A 22201-nucleotide genomic window follows, 5' to 3' on the forward strand; every position below is an offset into this window, starting at 1 on the left:
TAGTGTCAAGGGGCAAAATCGGCGGGGGCAGCGGTATGGCGGGACGGCAGGGGCAGGGCGGGGGAGCAGGCGATCAGGCGGGGGCCAGAAGGGCCGGCCTGGATTTTCCGCGGCCGCTGACCACGGTCGACGTCGTCATCTTCACGATCCGACAGGAGGCGCTGCATGTGCTGCTGGTGCGCCGCGGCCATGCCGAGGGCGAGCCGTTTCCGGACACGTTTGCGCTGCCCGGCGGCTTTGTCGACGTGACCAAGGATGCCGATCTCGCCGCCTGCGCCCGGCGCAAGCTCGCCGAGAAGACCGGCGTGGTCAGTCCGTATCTGGAGCAGCTCGGCAGCTGGGGCAGCGCCACGCGCGATCCGCGCGGCTGGTCGGCGACGCATGCGTATTTCGCACTGATCCCGTCGTCAGCGGCGGAGGCCGCATTGGCGGCCGATGCGCAATGGTTTCCGCTTCACGGCACAGGCGTGAAGCCGAAGCTCGCCTTCGACCATGCCGAGATCCTGCAGGCCGCCGTGCAGCGGCTGCGCAACAAGGTCGAATACACCTCGCTGCCGGCCTATCTGATGCCGGAGGAGTTCACGCTCCCCGAGCTGCAGCGGACCTACGAGATCGTGCTCGATCGCGCGCTGGAGAAGAGCGCCTTCCGCACCCGCATGCTCTCAGCCGACCTGATCGAGCCGATCGACAAGATGCGCAAGGGCCCGAACCGGCCGGCGCAGCTCTACCGTCTGAGGAAGGCGGCCGCGCCGGTATACTTTGCGCGCACGTTCAACGCGCCGGAGTGACGGTGGTGTAGCCCGTCTGCCTCGCCACCGTCATTGCGAGCGTAGCGAAGCAATCCAGGGCCGAGCAAGGACTCTGGATTGCTTCGCTACGCTCGCAATGACTGGGATGAGAGGACAATGCGCCAAGCGACCGCACTGGCTGCGCGGCGCAAGGCTGGATCAGGCCGAAAAATCCACCACCAGCGATTTGCTGGTCGAGCTCGAGGAGCTGCTGCCGCTGGCGCTGTAGGACGACGTCGTGCTGCTGTTCGAGCTCTGCAGCGCCTCGAGCAGCTTCTTCAGCAGCTCCTCGATCTGGGACGAGGAATCCGACGACGTCGATGACGAGGTGCTCGACGTGGTGTCGGTGCTTGAGTCGTCGCTCGGCGGCGGGCCGGGCGGCGGGCCGCCGGCGCCGCCCGGACCGCCGGAGAAGGCGTTGGCGAACACGTTCTTCAGCTCGGTTGCCTGGTCCGAGGTGAGCTTGCCGCTGTCGACCTCGCTCTGGATCAGATCGTCGATCTTCGACTGCATCTCCTTGGGTGAGGGCGGCGTGGAGCTCGTCGACGCGGACGAGCTGCTGCTGCCGCTCGTCAGCGCCGAATCGATGTCGTCGAGCGCTGACGACAACGCGGTCTGGTCGGTCGAACTGACCTTGCCGGCCGAGACTTCCTTGGTGAGCTCCTGCTTGAGCAAATCGAGTGGCGAGAAGCCACTCATGGAGGAGGCAGAGATCGACGTCATGGCGTGCTCCGAAGGTTGCGACATCAAACCTGCCTCAAGCTGTCGACCGGGGCGCTTAACAGGGTCTTGTTCCGTATGTCCCGATGTGTCGGGCCGCGGGTTGCACACAAAACGAAGCAAGAAAGTCGACGATGTCCGTAATTTTGCGGAGCATTCGCAAGTGCGGCGGCGGACGGCGACCGACGAATTATTAACGACAACAGATGAAAGTAGTCCCGCAATACTTCGGGGTGGATTGATCAGATGCGATTGCTCGACGGCCTGACCATACGAACCGTTCTCGGCTTGATCATCGGCGCGCTGGCGCTGCTGTTGATCGGCAGCCTCGCCACCGGCCTGGTCGACGCGCTCGGCCGCTATCAGTCGGCGCAGCGGATCGCGCGGCTCGCCAGCGCCGACCAGCAGCTGTTCAACACCCTGATCGGCTTCCGGCTCGAGCGCGGCACCTTCCTGGCCACCCTGGCCGCGGAGGGGACGGCCGACCAGGCGGCGGAGACGCGCATCACGACCAACCGCCAGATATCCGAGACGGCCTACAAGCAGGTGCAGGAGGCGCTGTCCGGCGTGGCCGACGCCAAGATCGCGAGCCGTCTCAGCACGCTCGTCGCGACGCATGACCGGCTGGCCTCGCTGCGGCCCGACGCCGAGCGGGCCATCAGGCAGCCCAAGACGTCGCGCGACGGGCAAACCGCCGATGCCTTCCGCAAGGCCGCCCAGGACTATCTCGATGCGCTGCTCGTCATCGCCGCCGATCTCGAGGAGACGATGAAGCTTGCCGATCCCGCCGTGGACCAGATGGTCAACGTCAAGCAGTCGGCCTGGGCGGCGCGCAATTTCGGCGGCCAGTTCGCGATCAAGATCGAGAACGCGGCGGCTTCGGGTAAGCCGTGGAGCGTCGCCGAGATCGTTGCCGGCGCTGATGATTCCGGCCGGCAGGCGCAGGCCTGGAGCCAGGTGCAGACGGCCGCCGCGCGGCCCGACGCGCCTGCTGCGCTCGTCGATGCCGTCAACCGCTCCAAGCAGGCGGAGGCCACGGCCATGGCCGAGCAGCAGGCCGGGCTCGTCAAGGCGCTGCGCAACAACCAGAGCATCGACTTCAAGTTCGCCGAGCTGTCCAAGCTCAACACCGCGCTATTGTCCTACAGCGTCGACGCCGCCAATGCGGCGCTGGCGGAGATGGTCGCGGTCGCCGGCCGGCGCATCGGGGAGGCGCGCGAGAGTCTGATCATCAACCTCGTGATGATGGGCATCGCGCTCGCCGTGGCGCTCGTCGGCATGGTCGTGGTGCAGAGCCGCATCTCGGCGGCGATCCGCTCGCTGGCCGCGGCGATGCAGCGCCTGGCCGATCGCGACTACACGATCGAGCTCGCCGGGCTCGCCCGTCGCGACGAGATCGGCGAGATGTCGCGTACCGTCGCCGTATTCAAGGACAGCATGATCGCCGGCGACCAGCTTGCAAGCGAGAAGGAAGCGGCGCAGGCCCGGCGCGAGCAGCGTCAGGCCACCGTCGATGCGCTGATCCGGCAATTCGAGGCGACCGTGACCTCTTCGCTGAAGACGCTGACCTCGGCCTCGAGCGAGCTGAACGCAACCGCGCAGTCGATGTCGGCGACCGCCGACCAGGGCCGCCAGAAGGCGTCCTCCGTCGCCGACGTGTCGCAGCGCGCTTCGGGCAACGTCCAGATGGTGGCGGCGGCCACCGAGGAACTGTCGGCCTCGATCAGCGAGATCAGCCGCCAGGTCACCGAGTCCACCTCGATCGCCAGCGCTGCGGCGACGCAGGCGGAGAAGACCAATGACGAGGTGCGGGCACTGTCGGATGCAGCGCAGCGGATCGGCGACGTCGTCGCCCTGATCAGCGGTATCGCCGAGCAGACCAATCTGCTGGCGCTGAACGCGACCATCGAGGCCGCGCGCGCCGGCGAGGCCGGCAAGGGCTTTGCGGTGGTCGCGGCCGAGGTGAAGACACTCGCCAACCAGACCGCCAAGGCGACCGAGGAGATCACCTCGCAGGTCGCCGGCATTCAGAGCGCCACCAAGGCTTCGGTGGATGCCATCCAGGCGATCTCCTCCACCATCCATCGCGTCAACCAGATCGCCTCGGCGATCGCGGCAGCCGTCGAGCAGCAGGGTGCCGCGACGCGCGAGATCGCGCGCAACGTGCAGCAGGCATCCGAGGGAACCAACGCAGTGTCGCAGAACATCTCGACCGTGTCGGAGGCCACCGCCGCCACCGGCCAGGCTGCCGGCGGCGTGCTCGACTCCGTGCGCACGCTGTCGAAGCTGTCCGCCGATCTGCGCCACGACGTCGACCAGTTCGTGACCCAGCTGCGCGCGGCGTAGCGCCGTGATCGGCGGGAATCATCTGGGCGGAACGTGATCCCACCGCCCGTCGCCTCAGCACCGGTGTCATTCCGGGGCGCGCGCAGCGCGAGCCCGGAATCCATCGGGCGGCAGGCGATGCAGAGGGATGGATTCTGGGCTCGTGTTGCGCACGCCCCGGAATGACGGCTCCATGGTGGCAGACGGGCATGCGTCCCCAACGACATTGCGGCATGCCGAGAGCGCAGTGCTCGGGGCCGCGAAATGGTGTATCCGCGGGTGACTGGCGGCGCCTCACGGGGCATGTCCGCCACAAGGAATAAACTCCCGGAGGAACTCCATGTCGGCGCTGCCGCTATCTGGCATCAAGATTCTCGACCTCACCCGCGTGCTGGCCGGGCCGCTGTCCGCCCAGATGCTGGCGGATCTCGGCGCCGAGGTGATCAAGATCGAGCGGCCGGGCACCGGCGACGACGCGCGCGCCTTCGGGCCGCCTTACCTGAAAGACCCCGAGGGCAAGGCCAACAACAACAACTCGTTCTACATCTGCGCCAACCGCAACAAGAAGTCGGTCACGGTCAACATCGCCTGTCGGGAAGGGCAGGAGATCATCCGCGCGCTCGCCAAGGACTGCGACGTGTTCATGGAGAACTACAAGGTCGGCGATCTCAAGCGCTACGGTCTCGATTACGAGGCCATCAAGGCGGTCAATCCCGATGTGATCTACTGCTCGGTCACCGGCTTCGGCCAGACCGGGCCGTATTCGCCGCGCGCCGGCTATGACGCGATCTTCCAGGCGATGGGCGGGCTGATGAGCGTCACCGGCCACATGGACGGCGAGCCGGGGGCGGGGCCGATGAAGGTCGGACCGTCGATCGTCGACTACATGACCGGCATGAACACCTCGATCGGCATCCTCTCGGCGCTGTACCACCGCGACGTCAATGGCGGCGGCGGCCAGCACGTCGATGTCTGCCTGTTCGACACCGTGATCGCGTCGCTGTCGCATTACGCGCAGATCTTCCTGATCAACGGCAAGTCGCCGCCGCGGCGCGGCACCTGGGGCAATGGCGGCATGCCGGCCGGCGTGTTCCGCTGCACCGACGGCGAATTGATGCTCGTGGTCGGCAACGACGCGCAGTTCGCGCGCACCTGCGCGGTGCTCGGCGCGCCGGAGCTCGCGACCGATCCCAAATTCCTCAAGAACAACGACCGCGTCGTCAACGGCAAGGAGATCATGGCGATCTTCGCCGGCCTGTTCCTGAAGAACTCGGTCGCGCATTGGCTGGAGGAGCTGGAAAAGGCCGGTGTGCCCTGCGGCCCCGTCAACGACTTCGCCCATGTGTTCGCCGATCCGCATGTCCGCTCGCGCGGCATGGAGGTCAAGGTCGAACACAAGTTCGAGCCGCAGCTGTCGGTCATCCGCAACGCGCTGACCTTTTCGGGCACGCCGATCACCGACTATCGCGCCCCGCCACTGCTCGGCGAGCATACGCAGGACGTGCTGGCCGGGCTCGGCTACGACGCGGCGAAGATCGCGGCGCTGAAGCAGCAGGGTGTGGTGTAGCTCCTCCGAATCCCGGCTCTCTCCGTTCGTCATTCCGGGGCGCGCGTAAGCGCGAGCCCGGAATCCATAGCCACAAGCGGTCAAGGTAGAGCGAGCTGGACGTGGCCGCTGTCTCCGAACGACTGCTGTTCGTGGTGATGGATTCCGGGCTCATTCGCGCTGTTTCAAGATGGCTTCGCCATCTTGCGCGCGAATGCCCCGGAATGACAGCGGGCGTGGGTGGGGACTGCTCCCCGCTAACGTGTACGGTGATGCCTGTGCCGCTTCAGTTTCGGCCGGTGATAGCCCGGCTCTGCCACGTAGGGCGCAGGCGGCGGTGCGCCGAGTTGCTGCCGCGACTCCTGCAAGCGCCTTTGATAACCGGGGGAGTTCATGATGTTGGCGGCGGCACCACGCGCGAGCACCGGCTCGCAGGCCGAGACCATCACGAGCGCCGCGGCGGCGATGGCCATGATCAATCGCAGGCGCTGCGTCATCAGGCTTGCTCCATTCTCGTCAGCGCGCCTCGCGCGCCGCAACCTTCGGCGCTGACTTTGCCGCCGGCACGCGCGCGGTCAAGCCGAGCACGGCACCGCGCACCACGCGCGCGATCACATCCTCGACATCGTCGAGGTCGCATTGGCCGTCGGACAGTTTTGTCAGCCGCTCGCTCTCGCGGATGGTGTGATGCGCCATGGCGAGCGCGAAATGCAGGCCCCAGAACAGGTCGACCTCGGAACTGTCCGGCAGCGCGCGCGCCATCGCTGCGGCGAATTTTCGTAAGTGGTCGATTTCCTTGGTCTTGATGCGGCGGATCGGTGGCACCGATTCGATCGAGGCGCGGATCATGAACTGCGCCACCGGCGAGCGCTGGTTCTGTGGCCCCAGGCAGCCGCGCAGGATCGGGCCGACCAGGGCGCGCAGGATGGCGCCGATCTCGGCGCGGCCGCCGCCGGCATCCTCGGCTTCGCGCAGCTCGCGCAGGCGCTCGCGGTTCAGCGCGATCGAGCGCGTCACGAACAGCTCGGCGATCAGCTCGTCCTTGGAGCCGAAATGATAGTTCACCGCGGCGAGATTGACGTTCGCCGCCGCGACGATGTCGCGCAGGGTGACGTCGGAGAAGCCGCGCTCGGCATAGAGCCGCTCGGCGGCAACGAGGATCGCAGTCCGGGTCTGGTCGGTCGCCATAGGGTCCCCGTTGCGTTTCAAACAATTGTATGAAACTATTGTTTGAGACAGCCGGAATGTCAATCGCGGTGCTTCCGCGGGGCGAGATTTCGGCACCGCAGCGACGGTGTCCGCGAAACAGTGCCGCGCAAGATCACTCTTGCGCTGACGCGGCCGACGGATTGAAACTGCGCCCAAACAAGGTTCGAGGAAACACCCAAGGAGAGTCCCATGGACTTCACGATGTCGGCGAAGCAGCAGGAATGGCTGGAGCGCGTGCGCAGCTTCATGACCAAGCATGTCCGCCCGGCGGTGCCGATCTACAAGCAGCAGGACGCCGAGGGCGACCGCTGGAAGGTGATCCCGATCCTGGAGGACCTCAAGGCCAAGGCGAAAGCCGAGGGCCTGTGGAACATGTTCATGCCGCCGTCGCCGCACGAGGATGACGAGTTCCGCGGTGCCGGCCTGACCAATCTCGAATACGCGCTGCTGTCGGAGGAGATGGGCCGCATCTCCTGGGCCTCCGAGGTGTTCAACTGCTCCGCTCCGGACACCGGCAACATGGAGGTGTTCATCCGCTACGGCACCAAGGAGCAGAAGCGCAAATGGCTGCGCCCGCTGATGGACGGCGAGATCCGCTCGGCGTTCCTGATGACCGAGCCTGCGGTGGCGTCGTCGGACGCGACCAACATCGAGACCCGCATCGTACGCGACGGCGATCACTACGTCATCAACGGCCGCAAATGGTGGTCGTCGGGCGTCGGCGATCCCCGCTGCAAGATCGCGATCCTGATGGGCAAGACCGATCCGTCCGCCGCCAAGCATCAGCAGCAGAGCCAGATCCTGGTGCCGCTCGACACCCCCGGCATCAAGGTCGAGAAGATGCTGCCGGTGTTCGGCTTCGATGACGCCCCGCACGGCCACGCCCAGGTGCTGCTCGAGAACGTGCGCGTGCCCGCCGAGAACATCCTGCTCGGCGAGGGCCGCGGCTTCGAGATCGCGCAAGGGCGTCTCGGTCCGGGCCGCATCCATCACTGCATGCGCACCATCGGCAAGGCCGAGGAGTCGCTGGAGAAGATGGTGCGCCGGCTGATGACGCGCACCGCGTTCGGCAAGAAGATCATCGAACATTCGGTGTGGGAGCAGCGCATCGGCGAGGCGCGCACCAATATCGAGATGTGCCGGCTGCTCTGCCTCAAGGCTGCCGACATGATGGACAAGGTCGGCAACAAGACCGCGCAGGGCGAGATCGCGATGATCAAGGTCGCCGCTCCCAACATGGCGCTGAAGATCATCGACGACGCCATCCAGGCGTTCGGCGGCGCCGGCGTGTCCGATGATGCGGGTCTCGCCAAGGACTACGCCAACATCCGCACGCTGCGCCTGGCCGACGGCCCGGACGAGGTCCACAACCGCGCCATCGCCCGGCTCGAAATGAAGAAATACGCCAACGAGCCGCGCCACTGAGCGCGAACTTGTAGGGTGGGCAAAGCATCCGGCTGTGCGCGCAGCGCGCAGGCGGATGCGTGCCCACCATTCGCGTTTGAAGCAAGACGGTGGGCACGCTTCGCTTTGCCCATCCTACGTTTCTCGGCACGCTCGCAACCACGATCTCCGTCATTGCGAGCGTAGCGAAGCAATCCAGGGTTCCGCCGGGACGCTGGATTGCTTCGCTCGGCGGACGCGCTCCGCGCGCCCGCCGGCTCGCAATGACGGAGGGATCGAATGGCGCAGATGGCCGCCGCTCGATGGATGAGAGATCACACCAAGCGACCAAGGGAGTTCGTCGTGGCCGACGGCGTCAAGAAGGACGAAGAATTCTCCGGCACCAAGCCGGTCGAGGAGCGGCATCGTTTCGACGAGGCCAGGCTCGCGGCCTGGATGGCCGAGCATGTCGAGGGCTATGCCGGCCCGCTGACCGTGCTGCAATTCAAGGGCGGCCAGTCGAATCCGACCTACCGGCTCAACACGCCGTCGCGCTCCTACGTGCTCAGGCGAAAGCCGTTCGGCAAGCTGCTGCCGTCGGCGCATGCCGTCGATCGCGAATTCCGCGTCATCGCGGCCCTCGGCAAGCAGGGCTTCCCGGTCGCGCGCGCCTATGCGCTATGCAACGACGACAGCGTGATCGGCTCGGCCTTCTACATCATGTCGATGGAGGAGGGCCGGGTGTTCTGGGATCCGACCCTGCCGCATGTCGCGGCTCCCGAGCGCCGCGCGATCTTCACCAGCAAGATCGAGACCCTGGCGAAGCTGCACACCTACGATCCCTCCGCAATCGGGCTTGCCGATTTCGGCAAGCCCGGCAACTATTTTGCCCGCCAGGTCGACCGCTGGACCAAGCAATATCGCGCCTCGGAAACCGAGCATCTGCCGGAGATGGAGAAGCTGATCGAATGGCTGCCGCGCACCCTGCCGGTGCAGCAGCGTGTCTCGATCGTGCATGGCGACTACCGGCTCGACAACATGATCTTCCATGCCTCCGAGCCGCGCGTCATCGCGGTGCTCGACTGGGAGCTGTCGACGCTTGGCGATCCCATGGCCGATTTCACCTATCTGTTGATGCAGTGGATCATGCCCGGCCTCGCCGGCGTCGATCTCAAGGCGCTGAACATCCCGACGATGGAGGAGGCGGCTGCGATCTATCGCGGCGTCACCGGCACCGAGCTGCCCGACCTCAACTGGTACTTCGCCTATAACCTGTTCCGCCTCGCCGGCATTCTCCAGGGCATCATCGGCCGCATCCGCGACGGTACCGCCGCCAACGACAAGGCCATCGAGTCGGTCAAGCGCATGGTGCCGATGACCAAGCAGGCCTGGGAATACGCGCAGAAGGCCGGCGCGGTGTAGCTACGCAGATCCAAGCACCGTCGACGACATCGTTGAGTCAGGCACCGTCGACGGCGCGGACGCATGGCGGGTAGGGTGGTCAAAGCGGCCGCCAAAGGCGGCGGCGTGCCCACCGTCCATCCGCGAACTCATCAGCAAACTCATTGGCAAGGATGGTGGGCACGGCGCCACGACGATCTCGTATGTGGAGATTGCACGGCTGCGCCTTTGCCCACCCTACGAGCCGATCCGGCCGCCGCCTCGGTGTATGTTAGCGCCCGCCGCCACCGCCACCGCCACCGCCACCGCCGCCACCGCCACCGCCACCGGCCGCGGTCATCGCGCTGCTGTAGCGCGGGTCGGTCTGCTTCATGTAGATCGGCGACGTATCTCGATTGGGACGCCGCCCGGCCTGCTGCACCGGAACCTCAGTGCCGCACGCGGTCCAGGAGACGAGTTCACAGCCCGGCCACTGGGTCTCGCGCGCGTTCGCGCTCGTCATGGCCGCGCCTGCGGTGAGAGCGCCCAAAGTGATCAAGGCTAGCTTCGATAATCTCGACATGGTGTCCATCCTTCGTTTCGGCGAAGCCGGAATGGTCCGCTTGCGAGGTTCGACGGCGGCTTGCAGAGCTCGGTTCGAGGACTTCCGCGGAAAAAAACGCCATTCAGTGGGGTAGACATGCGTGAACCCGATCGGGGCTCGCGGCGACGTGATGGTCTCGCCGCAGCCTCCCTCGACACGGGAGGTCCGCCGACGCATGGACCTGCCTGCCGGGAGCTTGACCGCGACGGGCGCGCGCAGTTAGGCAAACGACGTCGCATGCCATCTCGCAGAATGTCCCGCGAGCGGAGCCTTGTCGCCATGTCGCCGCTTTCGATCGGGCCCAATCTCGTGGTCGATGACGCAACCGCCGATGCAATGCTGGCGCGCGCTGACATCGACGCGCGGGTTGCCTCGGTGTCGCTGCTGTATGGTGGCGAGATCAGTGCCGTATATGCGCTGGCTCTACGAGGCGACCAGCCGTCGCTGGTGCTGAAGATCTATCCCGACAGCATGAGCTGGAAGATGCGCAAGGAGGCGCGGCTGCTCGATCTGGTCCGGGATCGTCTGCCGGTGCCGGCGCCGCTGCTGCGCGCGGCGGACGCCTCGCGCGAGCTGATCGGTCTGGACTACGTCCTCATGAGCCGGCTCGACGGTGAACCGCTCGGTCCGCTCGAGGAGGCGTTGCCGGCCTCGGAGCGGCGTGCAGCGTTCGAGCAGGTTGGCCGGTTGTCGCGTGCGTTTCACGACATTGCGATGGATGCGTTCGGCTATATCGGCGCCGACGGCATCATGGCGGGCCGCGCCGACAATCGCAGCTATCTCAGCTCTCAGTTCGAACGGAAGCTGGCAGAGTTTCGCAATCGCGGCGGAGCGACTGATCTCGCCGCGCGCATCGCGAGCCGTGTGGCCGACGCGAGCGATCTGTTCGCGGCCTGCGGTGCGCCGGTGCTGTGCCACAACGATCTCCATCCTGGGAACGTGCTCGCGCGTGTCAACAGCGGCCGGGTCGAGCTCACCGGTGTCGTCGATTTCGAGGGCGCGCTGGCCGGCGATCCGCTCAAGGATGTCGCCAAAGCGATCTACTATCTCTCGCCCGCGCAGCGCGAGGCGTTTCTGGATGGCTATGGTCCGATGAGCCGAAGGGCGGCCGAGCCGACGCTCGCGATCTATCGTCTGCTGTTCTCGCTGGAGCTGTGGTGCTGGTATCGGCAGTTCGGGGCGGACGAGAAGCTTCCGCCGGTCATGGAGGATCTCGAACGCCTTGCGAGCGGCTAGGTCCGTTCGGTCGACGCGTGCTCGTCGGGCAAATCGGCATGTGTGAAACCGGCGCTGAAGGCCGTCGCGAAGGCCCTGGCCGTCACTGAAATCATCGCCGCCGATGAAGAAAGATCGCGAGCGCGGTCAATATGATCGTCTCGTTCAGCCCCGATGGCTGAAAAATTCAGCTTTCGTTTTTCCGAATAACATGATTTGATACGCGCATCCCGTCCCACCGAAGGGGCGTTGCGCGCGATCGTCACGACACGCGGGGCGGGGAGCGGTGGCCGCGATCCTGTCGCATCGTAGCCTGGCTACGCGGACGAACGGCAGGGCGCGGACGTGAAGTCGCAGCGTGCTGGCACCCCGATGCTGGTGCTACGTTCGTGACGGCGCATGCGCGCCGCGCGAGCCATGGTGGCCAACAAGCCCGGCGCACCAGGCAGACTGCGTATAAGCGTGAAGACCATCGCGCAGGGAAGGCCGGGTGTTGTCCGGCTGCACCTGTGGTACCTGCCGCCTGCATTTTTTCTCGCAGGCGGGCCGCAGGCGTCAGCCGACGCCTGGCCTTCCCTGCGCCCTTCGATTGCGAGGGGCGGTGACTATCAGGATCACTCGGGCGTGGATGCGCCGCGGGAACAAATCTGCATGATTTCACTCCGTCATTGCGAGCGCAGCGACTTGTCCGCCGTAGCTCGAAGAGCGAAGGCGGAAGCAATCCAGGGCTCAGGCGAAAACTCTGGATCGCGTCGCTGCGCTCGCGATGACGTTCACAACACACACCGTCATCCCGGCCAAGCACCGGCAGCGCGAACGCGCTGGCGGTGCGCAGAGCCGGGATCCATACGCCGCAGCAGAACTGTTGGGCAAAAAGCCAATGACCAGCCTGCCTCAAACCGCTCCCTGGGGGTATGGGTCCCGGCGTTCGCCGGGACGACAACCTTTGTTGCCGCGCGAGTGCTGCCCCCTGACCACCGCTGCGCGCCACAGCCTCCGCTGTCGTCCCCGCGGACGCGGGGACCCATACCGCGTGATCTATCGAGGGATGTCACTGTAGGTTGCCTGCCTCATTCCGGCCGGTGGCTATGGGTCCCGGCGTTCGCCGGGACGACGCTGGTGGACGGAGCGGTGGCTCAACTAGATCGGCTTCCCCGCATATGGCATCGAGGCCGTCAGGCCGCCGTCGACCGGGAACGCCTGGCCGTTGACGTAGGAGGCTTCGTCGCTGGCGAGGAACAGGGCCATGGCGGCGATCTCGTGCGGCTGGCCGGCGCGCTTCAAGGGATTGAGCTGGCCGATCTTGCCCTCGGTGCCGCGCTCCTTGGCGCCATCGAAGATCGGCTTGGTCATGCCGGTCTCGATCAGGCCGGGGCAGACCGCATTGATGCGCACGCCGGTGCCGGACAGCGAATAGGCCGTGGTCTGCACCAGGCTGATGACGCCGGCCTTGCTCGCCGCGTAGGGATGGCCCGAGGCGCCGGACTTCAGGCCGGCAACCGAGGCCGTGCAGACGATCGCGCCGCGCTGCTGCCGCACCATGTGCGGCATGGCGTATTTGACCGCCAGGAACGGGCCGATCAGATTGATGCGCAGGATTTCCTGCCAATGCTCGACGGTCTGCTCGGCGATCGGCTTCAGCCCGCCGGAGATGCCGGCATTGGCCCAGATCACGTCGAGCTTGCCGTAGGTCGCGACCGCGCGATCGATGAAGCCGGAGACATCGGCCTCGGAGCCGGCGTCGGCGAGCACGGCCTCGGCGATGCCGCCCTGCTGCTTGACCATCTCGACCGTCTCCTTGACGGCCTCGCTGCGATCGACCGCGATCAGCCGCGCGCCTTCCTTCGTGAACATCAGGGATGCCGCGCGGCCGATGCCGCTGCCGGCGCCGGTGATGATGACGGATTTGCCTTCGAGGCGGCCCATGTTTCCTCCTGTTGTCGTTGTGATCAGTTGCGTGCCGCGCAACGGAATTCAAACGCCGTTTCAAACGTGCCGGGATCGGCAAGCGGCTTGAGACGACTGATGCCTTCACGTACAGCGAGAGACCGGCAGAGGGAAGGGTGAGCGATGACGAGTGATGGAAGCAAGCCTTCTGTGGTCACCACGCGCTGGTGGTGGGTGCGCCACGCGCCGGTGCGCAGCGACGGCGGCAACATCTATGGCCAGTCGGACATCGCCTGCGACACGGGGGATCGCGAGGTGTTCGAGGCGGTCGCAAAAATCCTGCCGCGTAGCGCGGTGTGGTATGCGAGCAATCTGATGCGCACGCATCAGACCGCGGAGGCGATCTGGGCCGCCGGGTTTCCACAGCCCGATACGATGATCAAGGAAGCCGCCTTTGCCGAGCAGCATCTCGGCCAATGGCAGGGCATGAACCGCGCCGCGTTCCTGGCGAGCCGCCCGGCAGGCAGCCATTGGTTCGCCGCGATCGACGAGCCCGCGCCGGGCGGCGAGAGCTACATGGATCTGTACACGCGCGTCACGGCGGCGATCGGGCGGATCACGGTGGCCGAAGCCGGCCGCGACGTCATCGCGGTCGGCCATGGCGGCACGATCAAGGCCGCGGTCGGCCTGGCGCTTGGCGGCCTCGTCGAGAAGGGGCTGGCGTTCGACATCGACAATTGCTCGGTGACGAGGCTTGACCACATCGTCGCCGGCGACGTCAGCACGTGGCGCCTGCCGATGGTCAACCAGCAGCCCTGGATCGCCGATGCCGCACACAAGGCGATGCATCAGCCGGCCGGGCCGGAGGTCACGACGAGCAAGCTGGCGTGAGGAGACGCGTGGGTGTTCGACAGGTTGAATATGGGTGGTGAGCCTCTCAGTGCACCCGCACATTCAACTGTCATCGTCCGCGGAGGCGGACGATCCAGTACACGCCGGCCTCCCGGGTCTCATGACCGCCGCAGCGTACTGGATGCTCCGCCTGCGCGGAGCATGACGGCGGTGGGTGGAACGGCTTCCATCCGCCTCACGACAAATGTCGCCCCGATAACTACCTAACAACAACCAGGAGGACTCCCATGACCCTGTTCGACATGACCGGCAAGGTGGCCGTCATCACCGGATCGACCCGCGGCATCGGGCTCGCCATCGCCGAGCGTATGGCGGAGCACGGTGCCAAGGTGGTGATCTCGTCGCGCAAGGCCGACGTCTGCGATGCCGTCGCCAAGGAGATCAACGAGCGCTTCGGTGCAGGCACGGCGGCGGCGGTCGCCGCCAACATCTCCAGCAAGGAAAATTTGCAGAACCTCGTCGACGAGGCCAACCGCATCTACGGCCAGATCGACGTGCTGGTCTGTAACGCCGCATCAAATCCATACTACGGCCCGCTGGCCGGCATCTCCGACGATCAGTTCCGCAAGATCCTCGACAACAACATCGTCGCCAACAACTGGCTGATCAGCATGGTCGTGCCGCAGATGATCGCGCGCAAGGATGGCTCGATCATCATCGTCTCGTCGATCGGCGGCCTGAAGGGCTCAACCATCCTCGGCGCCTATGCGATCTCCAAGGCCGCTGACATGCAGCTCGCGCGAAATCTCGCCTGCGAATACGGCCCGCACAATGTGCGCGTAAACTGCATCGCGCCCGGCCTGATCAAGACCGACTTCGCCAAGGCGTTGTGGGACAATCCGGACAACCTGAAGGCCTCCACCGCCCGCTCGCCGCTCTTGCGCATCGGCATTCCCGACGAGATCGCGGGCGCCGCGGTGTTCCTGGGCTCGGCGGCGGGCAACTTCATGACCGGCCAGACCATGGTGATCGACGGCGGCGCGACGATCAGTTGAGGTCGGACGACGCGTTTGACCGGCGGTGCCGCCACACCCACCACTGTCGTCCCGGCGAACGCCGGGACCCATAACCCCCGGCTGTGGTGAGGCAGGTGATTGGCAGTGACATCCCTCGACAGATCACGCGGTATGGATCCCGGCGTTCGCCGGGATGACGATGGTGGGTGTCGCCAGATCCGGGCATACGACGTAGCCGCCTCACTCCACCGCCGCGTACACGACGTCGCGCACCAGCGTGCGCAGATAGTCGCGCTGCCCCGGGGCCTGGGCCATGAACACGCAGAACAGCTCCTCCTTCGGGTCGATCCAGAAGAACGTGCCGGCGATGCCGCTCCAGAAGAAGGTGCCGGGCGAACCGGGGAAGGGGGCGATGCCGGCGTTGCGACGGACGGCGAAGCCGAGGCCGAAGCCGTGACCAGGCGACAGCAGGGTGCCGACCGTCTTCACCTCGGGGCCGAGATGATCGGAAGCCATCAGCTCCAGCGTCTTGCGGCCGACCAGCCTGGTGCCGTCGAGGCTGCCCTTGTTGAGCAGCATCGCGCAGAACCGCGCGTAGTCCATGGTGGTCGCGACCAGGCCGCCGCCGCCGGATTCCATCACCGGCTGCTCGGTCATCTTGAACAGATTGACGGCCTCGCCGGTCCACGGGTCCTTGGCAAACGGCTCGGCCAGCCGGCCGGCATTGGCCTCGCTGGTGAAGAAGCCGGTCTCGTTCATGCCGAGCGGAGACAGAATGCGCCCGGAGAGGAATGCGCCGAGCGATTGGCCCGAAACGACCTCGATGATCCGGCCGAGAATGTCGGTCGAGCGGCTGTAATTGAACTCCGCGCCGGGCTGGCAGATCAGCGGCAGGCCGGCGACGATCGCGGCGTGCTCGGCGTTGCTGATCTTGCGGCTGCGCACCCGCGACTGCTGGTAGAGCTGGTGCACCGGCCCGGTGCCGGTGTGCTCATAGGCGAGACCCGAGGTGTGGCGCAGCAGGTCCTGCACCGTCATCGGCTGGGCGACAGGCACGAGCTCAAGCTTGCCGCCATTATCGATCCCGACCTTCTGGTCGCCGAACTCCGGGATGAATTTTGCAACGGGGTCGGACAGCAAGAGATCGCCGTCCTCGGCCAGCATCATGATCCCGAGCGAGACGATCGGCTTGGTCATCGAGAAGATGCGGAACAGCGAATCGGGCCGCATAGGCGTGTCCGCATCGGGCGCCTGCCGGCCGATGGCGTCGAACCAGCCGATCCGGCCGCGCCGGCCGACCAGCAGGGTGGCCCCGGGGATGGTTCCCTTGTCCGCCTCGCGCTTGAACGCATCCGACGCCCGCTGCAACCGCGCCGCGGAGAGGCCGAGCGCCTCCGGCCGGTCATCCGGCAGCGGCGGGCTCAGGGAGCGGAGCGCAGACAGCGGCATGCTGGGGGCGGGGGACGGGGTCATGGGCTCTCCCTTGGGCAGTGTTGTCTTGGGCAATGTTGTCGGTTTGCATCAAGTCTGGCGTGGAAGTTGTGGTCTGACCAGTCGATTTGCCCCAATGCACCCTTGCATTGGGGGGGAGGTCTATGCTTGAAAGCGCCCGAACCGGCGACACTGTCCCGGCTCGCTAGGAGTGTAGCTCAATTGGTAGAGCACCGGTCTCCAAAACCGGGGGTTGGGAGTTCGAGCCTCTCCACTCCTGCCAGCGAGGCAGCTGCCAGCGAGATCAAGCACTTAACACCAAAATCGACGAAGACAATTTGCCCGGGGCCCGCGATGCGCGAGCCCCGAATGCGTTTTGGCGGGTCCTTATTGTTTTACGTAAGGACAATTGCCGTCCTTCAGCGGCCGGAACGCCTGGTCGCCGGGCACCTCCGCCAGCACCTTGTAATAGTCCCACGGGCCCTTCGATTCCTCCGGCTTCTTGACCTCGAACAGGAACATCGAGTGCACCATGCGGCCGTCCTCGCGGACGATGCCGTTGTCGGTGAAGGCGTCGCGCACGGGGGTCTCGCGCATCTTGGCGAGCACCGGCTTGGTGTCGCGGGTACCGGCGGCCTTGACCGCGTTGAGGTAATGCAGCGTGGCGCTGTAGGTCGCCGCCTGGTTCATGGTCGGCATCCGCTTCATCTTGTCGAAGAACCTCTTGCCGAAGGCGCGGGTGCGGTCGTTGAGGTCCCAGTAGTAGGCCTCGGTGATGATCAGGCCCTGCGCCAGCTTCAGGCCGAGGCTGTGGATGTCCGAGATGAACATCACGATGCCCGCGAGGTTCTGGCCGCCGGCGACGATGCCGAACTCGGCCGCCTGCTTGATGGTGTTGATGGTGTCGCCGCCGCCATTGGCCATGCCGATGATCTTGGCCTTGCTGGCCTGCGCCTGCAGCAGGAAGGACGAGAAGTCCTGGTTGTTGAGGGGATGCCGGGCGCTGCCGACCACCCTGCCGCCGGCCGCGCGGACGACGTCGCCGGTGTCGCGCTCGATCGAGTGGCCGAACAGATAGTCCGCGGTGATGAAGAACCAGCTGTCGCCGCCATTCTTGACGATGGCCTGACCGACGGTGTGGGCGTTGCCGTAGGTGTCGTAGGTCCAGTGCAGGGTATAGGGCGAGCAGGATTTGCCGGTGATGTCGGAGCTCGCCGCGTCCGTCACGATCATGATCTTCTCGAACTGCTTCGACATCTCCATGCCGGCGAGCGCGGTCGCCGAGGTCGGCATGTCGATGATCATGTCGACGGCTTCGTTCTCGTACCATTTGCGCGAGATCGAGGCGGCGATGTCGGCCTTGTTCTGCGGATCGGCGCTGATCACCTCGATCGGCTTGCCGAACATGGTGCCGCCGAACTCCTCGACCGCAAGCTTGGTCGCCTCGAGATTGCCCTGGCCGCCGATGTCCGAATAGACCGACGAGAAGTCGCCGAGCACGCCGATCTTGAGCGGCGCCTGGGCGCGGGCAGGGACGGCGGTCAGGGTGAGGGCGGCAAGGCCGGCAACGAGACCGACGGCGGCAAGGCGCGTCCGTCCCTTGCCCGTGGCAAAGGTCATGGGTTTCCTCCTGATTGTTCTTGTGCCCGCGAGCATGAGCGGGCGTCGCAGGCGCGGCAAGGGCTGGAAACCTTCCATCCCGGGCATTTCGTCGCGGCACCTGCTCAACCTGCCGTGGTGCGGAAATGGCCTGCCGTGGCGCGAAAAACCGGCGTAAAGCGGAGCCGTCGAGGCTGTGCCGCTGATATGACCGGGGACACCCGGCCTGCCCATATCTTGACCTCGGGCCGGTCCGACAGTAGATATCGGAGACCTGCAGCCGGCCCGCGGACAGCGGATATCCGGCGCGGCTTTTCACTCCCCGAACAAGCGAGCCCGTGGTTTCCGGCTCATCTCTCCGACAAGAGGGTGGGCAGCGGTCGGCTGTTCGGTTTTCCCAGTCAACTCTTCAATCGTCCGATGACGGACGAGGACCCCTGACGATGGCTACAAGCCCGTTCAAATTCCTGCAGGAAGTGCGCTCGGAGACCGCCAAGGTCTCGTGGCCGAGCCGTCGCGAGGTCACCATCACCACGATCATGGTGTTCGTGATGGTGGCGCTGGCCTCGGTGTTCTTCTTTGCCGCCGATCAGATCATCCGTTATCTCATCACCCTCGTGCTGGGCATCCACTGATGGCAACCGCAACTCATTCGTCCGACAAGCGCTGGTACATCGTCCACGCCTATTCGAACTTCGAGAAGAAGGTCGCGGAGTCGATCCGCGAGCAGGCCAAGCAGCGCAATCTCGAAGAGCTGTTCGAGCAGGTGCTGGTGCCGATCGAGAACGTCACCGAGGTGCGCCGCGGCCGCAAGATCAACGCCGAGCGCAAGTTCTTCCCCGGCTACGTGCTGGTGAAGATGAAGCTGACCGACGAGGCGTTTCATCTGATCAAGAACACGCCCAAGGTGACCGGCTTCCTCGGCGCCGAGAACAAGCCGATGCCGATCTCCGAAGGCGAGGCGATGCGCATCCTGAACCAGATGCAGGAAGGCGTGGAGCGGCCGAAATCGTCGGTGTCGTTCGAGATCGGCGAGAACGTCCGCGTCGCCGACGGCCCGTTCGCCTCGTTCTCCGGCGTGGTCGAGGAAATCGACGAGGCCCGTTCGCGCGTGAAGGTCGCGGTGTCGATCTTCGGCCGCGCCACCCCGGTCGAACTGGAATTCAACCAGGTCGAGAAGGTGGTCGGCTAGGGCCGGCGATCCTCGGTCTCTCCGCCGTCATTCCGGGGCAGCCCGAAAGGGCTGAGCCCGGAATCCATAACCCCAGGCGGGTGTGGGACGGCGATCTGCCACTTCCTGGGTGCCTCAAATGGCATCCTGTGACTATGGATTCCGGGCTCGCCCTCGCGGGCGCCCCGGAATGACGGGAGGAGAGAGCTTCGGCTCGACCCTTTCCTTTTCGTCCGATCTCGTGTATCGGGCGCGCGTCGCTCCCCGAATGGGGGGCGATTTCGTTCGTGGGAGGCGCGGCCGGCTTTGCCAGCCGGAATAAAGCGCGCCGGACCACGGTCCCAAACCTCGCCCAAAGGGTTTTGTCGCCCGGAGGGCGGTGCGTTCGCATCAGGCAAAAAGCGCGAACGCGTTGGAGAATCACAATGGCAAAGAAAGTAACCGGTTACCTGAAGCTTCAGGTCCCGGCCGGCGCGGCGAACCCGTCGCCCCCGATCGGCCCCGCGCTCGGTCAGCGCGGTCTCAACATCATGGAGTTCTGCAAGGCGTTCAACGCGCAGACCCAGAAGGAAGAGAAGAACACCCCGATCCCGGTGGTCATCACCATTTACGCGGACCGGTCCTTCACCTTCGAGATGAAGACCCCGCCGATGTCCTTCTTCCTCAAGCAGGCCGCCAAGATCCAGTCGGGCTCCAAGGCCCCGGGTCGCGACAAGGCCGGCAAGGTGACCAAGGCGCAGGTGCGCGAGATCGCCGAGAAGAAGATGAAGGACCTGAATTGCGACTCGATCGAGTCGGCCATGAAGATGGTCGAGGGCTCTGCCCGCTCGATGGGTCTGGAAGTTGCGGGGTAAGCGGCCATGGCACTCGGAAAGCGTTTGAAGAAGGCCCGCGAGGGCGTCGACCGCACCAAGCTCTACCCGCTTGCTGATGCGATCAAGATGATCAAGGAGCGCGCCACCTCGAAGTTCGACGAGACCATCGAGGTCGCGATCAACCTCGGCGTCGATCCGCGTCACGCCGACCAGATGGTCCGTGGCGTCGTGATGCTGCCGAACGGCACCGGCCGTACCTTGCGCGTCGGCGTGTTCGCCCGCGGCGCCAAGGCCGAGGAGGCCAAGGCCGCCGGTGCGGACGTGGTCGGCGCGGAGGACCTGGTCGAGAAGGTGCAGAACGGCAACATCGACTTCGACCGTTGTATCGCCACCCCCGACATGATGCCGCTGGTCGGCCGTCTCGGTAAGGTGCTCGGTCCGCGCGGCATGATGCCGAACCCGAAGATCGGGACCGTGACCATGGACGTCGCCGGCGCCGTCAAGGGTGCCAAGGGCGGCTCGGTCGAGTTCCGCGTCGAGAAGGCCGGCATCATCCAGGCCGGCGTCGGCAAGGCCTCGTTCGCCGAGGACAAGCTGGTCGAGAACATCAAGGCGCTGGCGGACGCGGTCGTGAAGGCCAAGCCGGCGGGCGCCAAGGGCACCTACGTCCAGCGCGTTGCGGTGTCCTCGACGATGGGCCCGGGCGTCAAGGTCGAGCCGGGCACCGTGCTCGCGTAAGCGGCCTCGCATAGGTTAGACAGCAAGGGCGGGATCGTTGATCGATCCCGCCCTTCGCATTTTGGAGTCCGCAGCCGCGATGCCCGACAAGGTCCTGATCTATTCCCGCTTCCCCAAATCCCTCACCCAGCGCTTCGCCGACCGCTTCGACCTGCTCGACACCGGTGGCAGGCCGGCGGACGAGGTGTTTGCGGTGGAGGAGGTGGCGCAGGTCCGCGCGCTGCTCACGGCGGGCGCCACGCGGTTGGGGGCTGCCGAGATGGACCGGCTGCCGGCGCTGGGGGCGATCGTCTGCTACGGCACCGGCTATGACGGCGTCGACCTGGAGGCGGCGGCGGCGCGCAACATCGCGGTAGGGCACAGTCCCGGCGCCAATGCTGCGGCGGTCGCCGATGTCGCGGTCATGCTGATGCTCGCGAGCACGCGGCGGCTGATGGTCGCCGACGCTTACGTCCGCGACGGTGGCTGGGCCGGCGCCAAGCCGTCGCCGCTGATGAAGCCGCCGCCGAGCTTGGCCGGCTGCAAGGTCGGCATCTACGGCATGGGCGAGATCGGCCGCAAGATCGCCGCGCGTGTCGCGGCGTTCGAAAGCGACGTCGGCTACTTCAGCCGCACCCGCTACGACGGGCTGCCGTACACATACTTCCCGAGCCTCGGGGCGCTCGCCGAATGGTGCACCGTGCTGATGGTCGCGGTTCGCGCGAGTGCCGAGACGACCCACGTGGTCAATGCGGATCTGCTGAAGAAACTCGGCACGGATGGCCATGTCGTCAACATCTCGCGGGGCTCGGTCATCGACGAGCAGGCGCTGGTGGCCGCACTGAAGGACGGCACCATCGCCGGCGCCGGGCTCGACGTGTTCGAGACGGAACCTCATGCTCCGGATGAACTGACGGCGCTTCCGAACGTCGTAGTGACGCCCCATATCGGCGGTAACACCCGCGAGTCGCATGTGGCGATGCAGGCGTGCGTGGTGGCCAATCTCACGGCCTTCTTCGCCGGCGAGAAGCTGCCTTACGCGGTATCCGCGTCCTCGGCGGGCTCATAAACGACTTTAAGAGCTGCGCGCAGAGGTGCGTCCGCGCCCACAACTGGTGCGAATTTTGCCCTGGGGGTCTTGGCAAGTCGCCATCGACCCGTTAAAGAACCGTCTTCCAGGCGGGCCGGCTGTTGCTGGCGCGCCTGTGCGCGCATTCCGAAAGACCTGGAGAGAGCCAGCATTCCTTTTGAGGATATCCATTCGGATGACTCGAAAGGAAGAAGGAACTTTCTGCTTTCGAAGGCCGCAGGGGAGGTCGGTCCGCCGATCCCCTCGAATCCTGTCCGAGACTGCAGGCGCCGGCGCGGAAATCCAATTTCCTCAAGGGCTTAATCATTCAGCCTGCATAGACGGGTGAAGACCGGATTTCGGCATGTCCTCTGCGCTTTGTCGTGGTGGCATGCAGGTTTGGTTCGAACCTCGACACTCCCCGTGCCGCAAGGCGCGCGGAAGGGCAGGCTATTCATCGCCGTTTTGCCTTGC

At 65.7% G+C, this 22201-nt stretch carries 22 protein-coding genes and 1 tRNA gene; 15 read left to right on the forward strand and 8 right to left on the reverse strand.

Annotated features, from left to right (window positions below; all coding sequences use genetic code 11):
• Positions 1-35 precede the first annotated feature (35 nt).
• The gene (locus ACQR1L_RS14780; protein WP_434858673.1) at positions 36-788 is read left to right on the forward strand and encodes an NUDIX hydrolase; all 753 of its coding nucleotides are present in this window, start codon (positions 36-38) and stop codon (positions 786-788) included.
• A 159-nt stretch (positions 789-947) separates the two neighbouring features.
• On the opposite strand, the gene ACQR1L_RS14785 is transcribed toward ACQR1L_RS14780, so the two are convergent.
• Entirely contained in the window at positions 948-1511 is a 564-nt protein-coding gene (locus ACQR1L_RS14785; protein WP_434858674.1) for a hypothetical protein, read from the reverse strand.
• 243 nt (positions 1512-1754) lie between these two features.
• Here ACQR1L_RS14785 and ACQR1L_RS14790 point away from each other — a divergent pair, with 243 nt between their 5' ends.
• Both ACQR1L_RS14790 and ACQR1L_RS14795 read left to right on the forward strand, forming a co-directional pair.
• Positions 1755-3854, forward strand: coding sequence for a methyl-accepting chemotaxis protein (locus tag ACQR1L_RS14790; RefSeq protein ID WP_434858675.1), 2100 nt, complete (start codon positions 1755-1757; stop codon positions 3852-3854).
• A 319-nt stretch (positions 3855-4173) separates the two neighbouring features.
• The gene (locus tag ACQR1L_RS14795) at positions 4174-5400 is read left to right on the forward strand and encodes a CaiB/BaiF CoA transferase family protein (protein WP_434858676.1); all 1227 of its coding nucleotides are present in this window, start codon (positions 4174-4176) and stop codon (positions 5398-5400) included.
• Between the two features lie 236 nt (positions 5401-5636).
• Here ACQR1L_RS14795 and ACQR1L_RS14800 read toward each other — a convergent pair whose 3' ends face one another.
• Entirely contained in the window at positions 5637-5876 is a 240-nt protein-coding gene (locus tag ACQR1L_RS14800) for a hypothetical protein (RefSeq protein ID WP_434858677.1), read from the reverse strand.
• Positions 5877-5895: 19 nt separating this feature from the next.
• On the reverse strand, positions 5896-6567 hold the full coding sequence (locus ACQR1L_RS14805) for a TetR/AcrR family transcriptional regulator (RefSeq protein ID WP_434858678.1): 672 nt from the start codon (positions 6565-6567) through the stop codon (positions 5896-5898).
• Positions 6568-6777: 210 nt separating this feature from the next.
• Here ACQR1L_RS14805 and ACQR1L_RS14810 point away from each other — a divergent pair, with 210 nt between their 5' ends.
• A complete protein-coding gene (locus ACQR1L_RS14810) occupies positions 6778-8013 on the forward strand; it encodes an acyl-CoA dehydrogenase family protein (protein ID WP_250174032.1) in 1236 nt (411 codons plus the stop codon).
• Positions 8014-8334: 321 nt separating this feature from the next.
• Positions 8335-9393, forward strand: coding sequence for a phosphotransferase family protein (locus ACQR1L_RS14815; RefSeq protein ID WP_434858679.1), 1059 nt, complete (start codon positions 8335-8337; stop codon positions 9391-9393).
• 250 nt (positions 9394-9643) lie between these two features.
• Here the strand turns inward: ACQR1L_RS14815 and ACQR1L_RS14820 are convergent, their stop codons facing one another.
• Positions 9644-9934: a hypothetical protein gene (locus ACQR1L_RS14820; RefSeq protein ID WP_434858680.1), complete on the reverse strand. Its 291-nt coding sequence runs from the start codon at positions 9932-9934 to the stop codon at positions 9644-9646.
• Between the two features lie 300 nt (positions 9935-10234).
• On the opposite strand from ACQR1L_RS14820, the gene ACQR1L_RS14825 reads away from it, so the two are divergent.
• Positions 10235-11191 (forward strand): phosphotransferase family protein, encoded by a 957-nt coding sequence (locus ACQR1L_RS14825; RefSeq protein ID WP_434858681.1) that lies wholly within the window; start codon positions 10235-10237, stop codon positions 11189-11191.
• Here ACQR1L_RS14825 and ACQR1L_RS14830 read toward each other — a convergent pair.
• Both ACQR1L_RS14830 and ACQR1L_RS14835 read right to left on the reverse strand, forming a co-directional pair.
• A complete protein-coding gene (locus tag ACQR1L_RS14830; RefSeq protein ID WP_434858682.1) occupies positions 11188-11436 on the reverse strand; it encodes a hypothetical protein in 249 nt (82 codons plus the stop codon). The two genes, ACQR1L_RS14825 and ACQR1L_RS14830, sit on opposite strands and share 4 nt — an antisense overlap.
• A gap of 874 nt (positions 11437-12310) precedes the next feature.
• Positions 12311-13096, reverse strand: coding sequence for an SDR family NAD(P)-dependent oxidoreductase (locus ACQR1L_RS14835; RefSeq protein ID WP_172108031.1), 786 nt, complete (start codon positions 13094-13096; stop codon positions 12311-12313).
• A 144-nt stretch (positions 13097-13240) separates the two neighbouring features.
• On the opposite strand from ACQR1L_RS14835, the gene ACQR1L_RS14840 reads away from it, so the two are divergent.
• Both ACQR1L_RS14840 and ACQR1L_RS14845 read left to right on the forward strand, forming a co-directional pair.
• Positions 13241-13948, forward strand: a complete 708-nt coding sequence (locus ACQR1L_RS14840; RefSeq protein WP_434858683.1) for a histidine phosphatase family protein — start codon at positions 13241-13243, stop codon at positions 13946-13948.
• A 248-nt stretch (positions 13949-14196) separates the two neighbouring features.
• Positions 14197-14964, forward strand: coding sequence for an SDR family NAD(P)-dependent oxidoreductase (locus ACQR1L_RS14845; RefSeq protein WP_006611819.1), 768 nt, complete (start codon positions 14197-14199; stop codon positions 14962-14964).
• A gap of 201 nt (positions 14965-15165) precedes the next feature.
• Here ACQR1L_RS14845 and ACQR1L_RS14850 read toward each other — a convergent pair whose 3' ends face one another.
• Complete coding sequence (locus tag ACQR1L_RS14850) at positions 15166-16398, reverse strand: serine hydrolase domain-containing protein (RefSeq protein ID WP_434858684.1); 1233 nt, start codon at positions 16396-16398, stop codon at positions 15166-15168.
• A 165-nt stretch (positions 16399-16563) separates the two neighbouring features.
• Here ACQR1L_RS14850 and ACQR1L_RS14855 point away from each other — a divergent pair.
• Positions 16564-16639, forward strand: a tRNA-Trp gene (locus ACQR1L_RS14855).
• A 104-nt stretch (positions 16640-16743) separates the two neighbouring features.
• Here ACQR1L_RS14855 and ACQR1L_RS14860 read toward each other — a convergent pair.
• Positions 16744-17976, reverse strand: coding sequence for an ABC transporter substrate-binding protein (locus ACQR1L_RS14860; RefSeq protein WP_434858685.1), 1233 nt, complete (start codon positions 17974-17976; stop codon positions 16744-16746).
• Between ACQR1L_RS14860 and ACQR1L_RS14865 the strand changes: the two genes are divergently transcribed.
• The 6 genes from ACQR1L_RS14865 (at position 17975) to ACQR1L_RS14890 (ending at position 21727) form a co-directional block, all read left to right on the forward strand.
• Complete coding sequence (locus ACQR1L_RS14865; protein ID WP_434858686.1) at positions 17975-18133, forward strand: hypothetical protein; 159 nt, start codon at positions 17975-17977, stop codon at positions 18131-18133. The two genes, ACQR1L_RS14860 and ACQR1L_RS14865, sit on opposite strands and share 2 nt — an antisense overlap.
• Before the next feature lie 265 nt (positions 18134-18398).
• The gene (secE, locus tag ACQR1L_RS14870; RefSeq protein WP_006611822.1) at positions 18399-18590 is read left to right on the forward strand and encodes a preprotein translocase subunit SecE; all 192 of its coding nucleotides are present in this window, start codon (positions 18399-18401) and stop codon (positions 18588-18590) included.
• Positions 18590-19147 carry a transcription termination/antitermination protein NusG gene (nusG, locus tag ACQR1L_RS14875; protein ID WP_434858687.1) on the forward strand — a complete coding sequence of 186 codons (558 nt, stop codon included), beginning with the start codon at positions 18590-18592 and terminating at the stop codon, positions 19145-19147. The genes secE and nusG overlap by 1 nt, the downstream gene beginning before the upstream one ends.
• 404 nt (positions 19148-19551) lie before the next feature.
• Positions 19552-19980 carry a 50S ribosomal protein L11 gene (gene rplK, locus ACQR1L_RS14880; RefSeq protein ID WP_006611824.1) on the forward strand — a complete coding sequence of 143 codons (429 nt, stop codon included), beginning with the start codon at positions 19552-19554 and terminating at the stop codon, positions 19978-19980.
• 6 nt (positions 19981-19986) lie between these two features.
• Positions 19987-20679 (forward strand): 50S ribosomal protein L1, encoded by a 693-nt coding sequence (rplA, locus tag ACQR1L_RS14885; RefSeq protein ID WP_434858688.1) that lies wholly within the window; start codon positions 19987-19989, stop codon positions 20677-20679.
• Positions 20680-20758: 79 nt separating this feature from the next.
• The gene (locus ACQR1L_RS14890) at positions 20759-21727 is read left to right on the forward strand and encodes a 2-hydroxyacid dehydrogenase (protein WP_434858689.1); all 969 of its coding nucleotides are present in this window, start codon (positions 20759-20761) and stop codon (positions 21725-21727) included.
• Positions 21728-22201: the final 474 nt, after the last annotated feature.

Origin of the sequence: Bradyrhizobium sp. HKCCYLR20261 (genome assembly GCF_051168435.1) — a bacterium.
In the GTDB taxonomy this organism is placed as follows: Bacteria; Pseudomonadota; Alphaproteobacteria; order Rhizobiales; family Xanthobacteraceae; genus Bradyrhizobium.